Source organism: Fictibacillus phosphorivorans, from assembly GCF_007673525.1.
Lineage (GTDB): Bacteria > Bacillota > Bacilli > Bacillales > Fictibacillaceae > Fictibacillus > Fictibacillus phosphorivorans_C.
On the sequence record NZ_VDZU01000005.1, the window covers coordinates 49,032 to 57,429 of the forward strand.

Annotated in this window: 10 protein-coding genes; all 10 read left to right on the forward strand. The window is 41.5% G+C overall.

The features are described 5' to 3' along the window. The first annotated feature begins 78 nt into the window (after window positions 1-78). Window positions 79-1,503, forward strand: coding sequence for an anthranilate synthase component I family protein (locus FS458_RS19985; protein ID WP_144704889.1), 1,425 nt, complete (start codon window positions 79-81; stop codon window positions 1,501-1,503). A gap of 28 nt (window positions 1,504-1,531) precedes the next feature. Further along, the gene (gene pabA, locus FS458_RS19990) at window positions 1,532-2,128 is read left to right on the forward strand and encodes an aminodeoxychorismate/anthranilate synthase component II (protein WP_144704853.1); all 597 of its coding nucleotides are present in this window, start codon (window positions 1,532-1,534) and stop codon (window positions 2,126-2,128) included. Then, complete coding sequence (pabC, locus tag FS458_RS19995) at window positions 2,113-2,961, forward strand: aminodeoxychorismate lyase (RefSeq protein WP_144704856.1); 849 nt, start codon at window positions 2,113-2,115, stop codon at window positions 2,959-2,961. Before pabA ends, pabC begins: the two co-directional genes overlap by 16 nt. A 34-nt stretch (window positions 2,962-2,995) precedes the next feature. Beyond that, window positions 2,996-3,841 carry a dihydropteroate synthase gene (gene folP, locus FS458_RS20000; RefSeq protein WP_391503414.1) on the forward strand — a complete coding sequence of 282 codons (846 nt, stop codon included), beginning with the start codon at window positions 2,996-2,998 and terminating at the stop codon, window positions 3,839-3,841. Beyond that, window positions 3,834-4,196: a dihydroneopterin aldolase gene (gene folB, locus FS458_RS20005; RefSeq protein WP_144704862.1), complete on the forward strand. Its 363-nt coding sequence runs from the start codon at window positions 3,834-3,836 to the stop codon at window positions 4,194-4,196. The genes folP and folB overlap by 8 nt, the downstream gene beginning before the upstream one ends. Next, window positions 4,197-4,730 (forward strand): 2-amino-4-hydroxy-6-hydroxymethyldihydropteridine diphosphokinase, encoded by a 534-nt coding sequence (gene folK, locus FS458_RS20010; RefSeq protein WP_144704865.1) that lies wholly within the window; start codon window positions 4,197-4,199, stop codon window positions 4,728-4,730. Continuing rightward, the gene (locus tag FS458_RS20015; RefSeq protein WP_144704868.1) at window positions 4,682-4,879 is read left to right on the forward strand and encodes a helix-turn-helix domain-containing protein; all 198 of its coding nucleotides are present in this window, start codon (window positions 4,682-4,684) and stop codon (window positions 4,877-4,879) included. Before folK ends, FS458_RS20015 begins: the two co-directional genes overlap by 49 nt. A 46-nt stretch (window positions 4,880-4,925) precedes the next feature. Next, a complete protein-coding gene (gene dusB, locus FS458_RS20020; protein ID WP_255548993.1) occupies window positions 4,926-5,912 on the forward strand; it encodes a tRNA dihydrouridine synthase DusB in 987 nt (328 codons plus the stop codon). A 108-nt stretch (window positions 5,913-6,020) separates the two neighbouring features. Continuing rightward, complete coding sequence (locus FS458_RS20025) at window positions 6,021-6,440, forward strand: GreA/GreB family elongation factor (RefSeq protein WP_144704871.1); 420 nt, start codon at window positions 6,021-6,023, stop codon at window positions 6,438-6,440. 10 nt (window positions 6,441-6,450) lie between these two features. Further along, window positions 6,451-7,944, forward strand: coding sequence for a lysine--tRNA ligase (lysS, locus tag FS458_RS20030; RefSeq protein WP_144704874.1), 1,494 nt, complete (start codon window positions 6,451-6,453; stop codon window positions 7,942-7,944). Window positions 7,945-8,398: the final 454 nt, after the last annotated feature.

The following is an 8,398-nucleotide window of genomic DNA, read 5'->3' on the forward strand; positions in this document are numbered from 1 at the left end:
TAGGAGAAAGGTGTGCCAAAGTGAAACACCTCATGTACAATGTAAGCAGAAGATTTTTGGGAGAGTGACCGTATGGGGATGAACAAAAAATGGCATGTCATGCATTCATGTATACCTCTAACTAAAGAAGAGTGGTTCTACAAATACAAATCATTAGCAGCAACTGAACCTCGCCACGTTTTGCTGGAGAGCGGAAGAACTGGAAAGTATAGCATTATCGGTCTGTCACCGTTTGCTGAAGTCACTGGCAAACATGACGTTCTAACAATCAAAACAGATGAGGGCTCAACTACACGTAAAGGCCCGATATATGAGCAGTTTCAGAACTGGTTTAAAGACTTTGATGTGGAGCAAGTAGAAGGATTGCCAGACTTTACGGGTGGAGCTATCGGTTATTTGAGCTATGATCTGACGCGCGAGTTTGAAAAACTGCCTGTAACTTCAGAAGATGATCTTGGTCTTCCGGATTTATACTTTTTGCTGTTTAAAGATGTGTTTGTTTATGAACATGAAACAAGTATGTTGTGGATTATAACGTTGACTGAAGATAAGGATGACTCTTATAGCATAGACAAGCTGCGAGCTTACAAAGAAATGTGGGAAGCGCCTCTATCTGCTACTACAGAAGTGGATCAAGAGATTCAGAACTATTCCATTGAAGATTTTAAACACGTTTCTATGACTGAGGATGTTTTTGTAGAAGCGGTTAAAAAGATTCAAAGATATATTTCTGATGGTGATGTATTTCAAGTGAATCTTTCTGTTCGTCAGTCAAAGGCTCTACGAACAACTCCTTTAAACGTTTATGAAGAATTAAGAAGAATCAACCCATCTCCATATATGAATTACTTAGAAACACCAGACTTTCAGCTTGTTAGTGCATCACCTGAACTTTTGGTGAAGAAGAAAGGTGACCTGATCAGCACGCGTCCGATCGCGGGAACACGACCGCGAGGCAGAACAGAGGAAGAAGATATCGAGCTTGCAAACACGCTGATCGAAAATGAGAAAGAACGAGCAGAGCATGTGATGCTCGTCGATCTTGAACGAAACGACCTTGGTAAAGTTTCGGTTTATGGCAGTGTGAATGTCGATGAGTTCATGGTGATCGAAAGGTATTCACACGTGATGCACATTGTCTCGAATGTGGTTGGAACATTAAGGCCGGAGTTTGATGCGTTCGATTGCATTAAAGCGACATTCCCGGGCGGTACGATCACGGGCGCTCCAAAAGTTAGAACGATGGAGATCATCGAAGAGTTAGAGCCTGTTCGTAGAGGTGTGTACACTGGAAGTATCGGCTGGATCGGTTTTAACGGCGATACGGAAATGAATATCGCAATTCGGACGATGGTATGTCAAAATGAAACTGCACACGTTCAAGCGGGTGCGGGTATCGTTATTGACTCTATACCTGAAAGTGAGTACAAGGAAAGTCTAAAAAAAGCAGAGGCGCTGTGGCGTGCCAAAGAGCAAAGTGAGCTCGGGTCAATTTTGGTATAAGACAGCACATGAGAGGAGATGAGACGAGATGATTTTAATGATTGATAACTACGATTCTTTTACGTACAACCTCGTTCAGTATTTAGGTGAGATGGGTGAGGAGTTAGTCGTAAAACGAAATGATGAGATAACGATTCAAGAGATTGAACAACTAAATCCCGATTTCTTAATGATTTCTCCGGGACCGTGTTCTCCGAATGAAGCAGGTATCTCCCTAGAAGCGATCTCGCATTTTGCAGGAAAGATACCGATTTTCGGAGTTTGCTTAGGTCATCAGTCGATCGCGCAAGTGTTCGGCGGAGACGTGGTACGTGCAGAGCGATTGATGCATGGTAAAGTGTCCCCTGTTCTTCATGACGGGAAGACGGTTTATAACGGACTTCCGCAAGAATTTCCTGCAACACGCTATCATTCATTGATCGTAAAAAGAGAAACACTGCCTGAATGCTTTGAGATTTCTTCTTGGACAGATGAAGGAGAGATCATGGGCATTCGCCACAAAGAGCTTCCGATCGAAGGGGTTCAATATCATCCGGAGTCCATACTAACGGAAGATGGAAAGAAATTGTTAAGAAATTTTATTGATTTTTATAAAGGCAAGGAAGTTACATGTACATCTATTTAAACGGAAAAGTAGTTTCCAAAGATGAAGCTATGATCTCACCTTATGATCATGGCTTCATGTATGGTTTAGGGGCGTTTGAAACATTCAGAACGTATGATGGTTTTCCTTTTTTAATACAGGAACACTTGAACCGTCTCAGTGAAGCGTTGGATGAATTAAATATTAATCTTGTTCTTGATGCAGATACAGTTATAGAGATGGTGAATACCCTTCTATCTAAGAATAAGATGACTGATGCTTATTTTAGACTTAATGTATCTGCTGGCGTAGGTGATATCGGATTACAGACAGATTCATATGAGGAACCTGTCGTTATTTTGTACACAAAGCCGCTCGTTGAAACAAGTTCAGTTTCTGAAAAAGAGCTGGTTCTACTCAAAACAAGACGCAATACGCCAGAAGGTGAGAAACGGCTGAAATCCCACCACTATTTAAACAGCATATTGGGCAAAAGAGAGCTTTCTAACATGAATCAAGAAGGTATTTTCCTGACTCAAGAAGGCTATATCTGTGAAGGAACCGTATCAAACCTCTTTTGGTACAAAGATAACAAGCTCTATACTCCTCACACGTCCACTGGAATTTTAGAGGGGATTACAAGAAATTGGGTCATGCATGCATCAAAACGGTTGAACATTCCTCTAGAAACGGGGAACTATACTATTGAGACTTTAACGGAAGCGGATGAAGTTTTCCTTACGAACTCAATACAAGAGCTCGTTCCAGTCAGTCATTTTCAAGATACAACGTTTCTTGGAGCTGAAGGTGAAGCGTATCAGAAGTTTAGAGAGCTCTACATGAAACATACGAAGAAACAATATCGAAGTATTTGATGTTTTTTGAAAGGATAGATTCTCCATGCACGAGATGATGCTAAGGCAGCAAAAAATGAACTGCGGTGAGTACGTACTTGATTTTTCAAAAAAAACATATGTGATGGGCATTCTTAATGTGACACCAGATTCGTTTTCCGATGGCGGACATCACAACCGGATCGAACAGGCGATCTCTCATGCGAAGCAGATGGTGAAGGACGGCGCTGATATGATTGACATCGGCGGAGAGTCCACTAGACCTGGTGCAGAGAAAGTGCCGCTCGAACAAGAGCTCGAACGTGTGATTCCTGTAATAGAAGCTTTAAGAAAGGAAGTAAACGTTCCTTTATCGATTGATACGTATAAAGCAGAAACTGCTTATCAAGCGATAAAAGCAGGTGCTCATATCATTAATGATGTATGGGGAGCTAAATTTGATCCAGATATGCCGAGGGTGATGGCGGAAACGAATGTGCCGGTCATTCTCATGCATAACCGATTTGATACGAACTACCAAGAATTCATGCCAGATGTAATCGCTGATCTAGAGCATAGTATTGCGATTACGGTTAAGGCAGGCGTTAACCCTGATAACATCATTTTAGATCCAGGTGTTGGTTTTGTTAAGACGTTCGAACAAAACCTTGAAACGATTCGGCGACTGAATGAAATTGTGCAGATGGGCTATCCTGTCTTATTAGGAACTTCACGTAAATCGATGATCGGAAAAGCACTCGATCTGCCAGTTGAAGAGCGAGTAGAAGGAACAGGTGCTACAGTTTGCCTTGGGATTGAACGCGGTTGTTCGATCGTTCGCGTTCATGATGTAAAAGAAATGAGCAGAATGACGAAGATGATGGACATCATGCTCAAAAAAGGAGCGGTGTCTCATGGATAAAATGTATGTGAACGGTATGAGGTTCTATGGCTATCATGGTGTGTTTAATGAAGAGCAAAAGCTTGGACAGCGTTTTAATGTGGACGTAGTATTATCAATGGACCTTTCCCAAGCTGGACTGTCCGATGAACTAAACAATACAGTTAATTATGGAGAAGTATACGGAGCGGTTAAAGAAATCGTAGAAGGTGAGCCGGTCAAGCTTTTAGAAACATTGGCTGAAGCGATTTCAGGCTCCATCCTTAGCAAGTTTATGCTGGTGGATGAAGTGGTGGTCAAAGTAATCAAACCAGATCCTCCGATTCCTGGACATTATGAATCGGTAGCTGTGGAGATCACAAGGGGACGGGTATAGATGGACGGTAACAATATTGTATATCTTTCTGTAGGCTCTAATATGGGAGATAGAGAGGGACTGCTTAACCAAGCCATTTCTTTATTAGAAGAGTTTGATGACATTAGTATCGAATCCGTCTCTTCGATTTATGAGACAGATCCTGTAGGTGTGACGGATCAGCCATTATTCTTAAATTTAGCATTAAAACTCAAAACCACCCTTTCTCCACAGGCGCTTTTGAGTAAACTGCAAGACGTAGAGTTGAAACTAGACCGGAAAAGGGTTCAAAAATGGGGACCGCGAACAATAGACCTTGACATTTTATTGTATAATAGTGTAAGTATACAGACGGAAGAGTTAACGATTCCGCACCCACGTATGCTTGAAAGGGCGTTTGTTCTCATACCTCTATGTGAAATTGCTCCAGATGATATTTACCCGGAGAATTCAATTTCGTTACATCAAGTCCTTTGCGAACAAAGAGATAAAGAAGGTGTACGCATATGGAAGAAGACCGACTGGGAAGACGCATCCGTGCGTTCAGAAAGTTAAAAGGCTACACCCAAGAACAGCTTGCTAAAGACATCGGAATCTCAGTTTCGGTTCTAGGTGAGGTGGAAAGGGGCAGCCGAAAGCCTAAAGGGGATCTGATTAAAAGAATAGCAGATCAATTCAGCATTAACGTAGAAGAATTACAATAAGTAATCGATATATAAAGCCTGTAAGAGGAACGAGGTGATAGTTAACTTGAAGATCGGTGATATTCATTTAAAGAACCCGGTAGTTCTAGCGCCAATGGCCGGTGTGTGTAACCCTGCATTTCGATTGATCGCAAAAGAGTTCGGTGCCGGGCTCGTCTGCGCAGAGATGGTAAGTGATAAAGGGATTCTGCATGAGAACGAAAGGTCATTAAAGATGCTTTATGTAGATGAACGCGAAAAACCACTTAGCCTTCAGATCTTTGGAGGCGAGCGTGAATCATTAGTGGCTGCAGCTAAATACGTCGATAAAAATACGAACGCAGACATTATAGATATTAATATGGGTTGCCCGGTTCCTAAAATCACAAAATGTGATGCAGGAGCAAAGTGGTTGCTTGACCCAGACAAGATTTATGAGATGGTAGCAGCTACGGTTGATGCGGTCCAAAAACCGGTAACTGTAAAAATGCGTATTGGTTGGGATGAAGATCACATCTATGCTGTTAAGAATGCACAAGCGGTTGAACGTGCTGGCGGAGCCGCTGTTGCTGTTCACGGCCGTACGCGTGTTCAGATGTATGAAGGAGTAGCGGATTGGGACATCATTGGTGAAGTGAAGAAGAACGTATCTATTCCGGTTATCGGTAATGGTGATATCTCTTCTCCTCAAGAAGCGAAAGATCGCATGGATCAATACGGTGTTGACGGAGTTATGATCGGAAGAGCTGCACTTGGCAACCCATGGATGCTTTATCGAACTGTTCAATATCTAGAGAACGGAATCATTGCGCCTGAACCTACTGCGCGTGAAAAGATGAACATCTGCATGCTTCATATGGATCGTTTAATCGATCTTAAAGGTGAAGATGTTGCTGCAAGAGAGATGAGGAAGCATGCTGCTTGGTACCTTAAAGGCTTGCCTCAAACTGGTTCTGTTCGAAACGAGATTAACCAGATGACTACTCGTGAAGAGATGAGTAAACTATTGTTTGGGTATGTTGATCAATTAGAAGAAGTACAAAAAATCAGCTAACACCAGCAACATACAGCCAGATCATCAGATGACTGGCTGTTGTTTGCTTAATAACAACAGATTCAGCATCCGGTGTTTTTCTTTATTATAATGGAGGAGGAATAGCTTATGGCTATGCTCAAACTCACCCAAGAAGGCACCAGGAATCTTGAAAAAGAACTACAATACCTATCAAAACGTAAAAAGGAATGCCGAAACACAGCAGAAAAGGAATTCATTCATACGCGGGTGTCTGAGATAAAAGATATTTTAGCTCAATCTATCACATGGCCGATGGTTAGAGAAGCGGGCTGCTATGTAGAACCCGGCTCTACTATTACAATTGAAGATACCTTTCATAAAGAACGGTACACATATACGATTGTCCATCCATTTGAAGCAGATCCCCGTGAAAACATGATCTCGGTGCAATCCCCCATCGCAAAAGCTGCGATTGGAAAAACGATTCACTCAACTTTAACTGTACGTGTTCCTTTCGGCGAAGATTTAACTATACCATACTTGATATTCAAAACTGCTAAAAGCTAGGAGTGTTCCCATGAGCCAAGAAGTAGAATTAAATGACTTGCTTCGTGTTAGAAGAGAAAAGTTAACTGCATTAACGGAAAAAGGAGTAGATCCTTTCGGTACAAAGTTCGACCGTACACATACTGCAGCAGATCTTGTTGCAGAATACGGAGAAAAAGAAAAAGAAGAACTTGATAATGAAGAGATCTCAGTTACTCTCGCTGGTCGCATTATGACAAAACGCGGAAAAGGGAAAGCTGGATTTGCTCATATTCAAGATTTATCTGGAAAGATCCAGATCTATGTAAGATTAGATGCTGTTGGTGATGAGCAATACGAACTATTCAATACGATTGATATCGGTGACTGGGTAGGGGTAACAGGACTTGTCTTTAAAACGAAAGTAGGAGAACTTTCTATTAAAGCGAAGGATTTTCAGTTACTAACCAAATCCCTGCGTCCACTTCCTGATAAGTTTCATGGACTAAAAGATGTTGAACAGCGCTACCGTCAACGTTATGTGGACCTGATCATGAACCCGGAAGTAAAAGATACGTTTATTTCTCGTTCTAAGATCATTCGTTCTATGCGCCGCTATTTAGATGACAATGGATATTTAGAAGTAGAAACGCCTACTATGCATTCCATTCCTGGTGGAGCATCTGCTCGTCCGTTCATCACGCATCATAATGCACTTGATATGGAGCTTTACATGCGGATTGCTATCGAGCTTCACCTTAAGCGTCTAATCGTAGGTGGACTTGAGAAGGTATACGAGATCGGTCGCGTATTCCGTAATGAAGGAGTATCAACTCGTCATAATCCGGAATTTACGATGATCGAGCTGTATGAAGCATACGCTGATTACCTCGATATCATGGAATTAACTGAGAACTTGGTCGCGCACATCGCAGAAGATGTATTAGGCACAACAACAGTTCCGTACGGAGACTATGAAGTAGATCTTAAGCCGCGTTGGAAAAGAGTACACATGGTCGACGCGATTAAAGAAGCAGCTGGCGTAGACTTCTGGCCTGAAATGACAGACGAAGAAGCTCGTGCTCTAGCTAAAGAACATAATGTACCTGTAAAAGACAACATGTCATATGGTCATGTTGTAAATGAATTCTTTGAACACTTTGTAGAAGAAAAACTAATTCAGCCTACATTCGTGTATGGTCATCCAGTTGCGATCTCACCTTTAGCGAAGAAGAATCCTGAGGATCCTCGCTTTACTGATCGTTTTGAGCTATTTATTGTTGGTCGTGAGCATGCCAACGCATTCTCTGAGCTGAATGACCCAATCGATCAGCGTGAACGTTTTGAAGAGCAACTGAAAGAACGTGCTGAAGGTAATGACGAAGCGCATATGATGGATGAAGATTTTGTAGAGGCACTTGAATATGGTATGCCTCCTACAGGTGGACTAGGAATCGGAATCGATCGTCTAGTGATGCTGTTAACAAACTCACCATCTATCCGAGACGTTCTCCTTTTCCCACAAATGCGTCACTCTGAAAAATAATTAAGTCTAAAAAGCCAGCTTCGTGCTGGCTTTTTAATTTTATGGAGATGTAAGTATAGGAATTAACAAAAAGAGTATCATAATGAAGGTGCTATTTATTGATTACCATTTCACTATATCTTGTATAAAATAGGACGCGCGATCGCTGTATCTTGTATAAGCTTTAAACACTGGATAAAAGCGTAAATAAAAGTTATCTTTTTTTCGTAAAAACTATTGTACAAGAGCGAAAATGATGGTATATTATTCTTCGTCGCAAGGAATACTGACATGTTGATGAGCTTCACATAAACGATTAAAAGTTTTTGAAAAAAGCTGTTGACAACGAGGGTTGCGACATGGTAATCTAATAAAGTCGCCAAAACGAGCGGCTAACAAAAACGAAACAAAAAGTTCTTTGAAAACTGAACAAAAGAAATAGGTAAGGAATTAAGAATTAATTCCGTCAGTTTTA

Excerpts from the sequence above, each read along its gene's own strand:
- FS458_RS19985 (WP_144704889.1), top strand. The coding sequence starts at position 79 with ATGAACAAAAAATGGCATGTCATGCATTCATGTATACCTCTAACTAAA.
- pabA (WP_144704853.1), top strand. The coding sequence starts at position 1,532 with ATGATTTTAATGATTGATAACTACGATTCTTTTACGTACAACCTCGTT.
- pabC (WP_144704856.1), top strand. The coding sequence starts at position 2,113 with ATGTACATCTATTTAAACGGAAAAGTAGTTTCCAAAGATGAAGCTATG.
- folP (WP_391503414.1), top strand. The coding sequence starts at position 2,996 with ATGATGCTAAGGCAGCAAAAAATGAACTGCGGTGAGTACGTACTTGAT.
- folB (WP_144704862.1), top strand. The coding sequence starts at position 3,834 with ATGGATAAAATGTATGTGAACGGTATGAGGTTCTATGGCTATCATGGT.
- folK (WP_144704865.1), top strand. The coding sequence starts at position 4,197 with ATGGACGGTAACAATATTGTATATCTTTCTGTAGGCTCTAATATGGGA.
- FS458_RS20015 (WP_144704868.1), top strand. The coding sequence starts at position 4,682 with ATGGAAGAAGACCGACTGGGAAGACGCATCCGTGCGTTCAGAAAGTTA.
- FS458_RS20025 (WP_144704871.1), top strand. The coding sequence starts at position 6,021 with ATGGCTATGCTCAAACTCACCCAAGAAGGCACCAGGAATCTTGAAAAA.
- lysS (WP_144704874.1), top strand. The coding sequence starts at position 6,451 with ATGAGCCAAGAAGTAGAATTAAATGACTTGCTTCGTGTTAGAAGAGAA.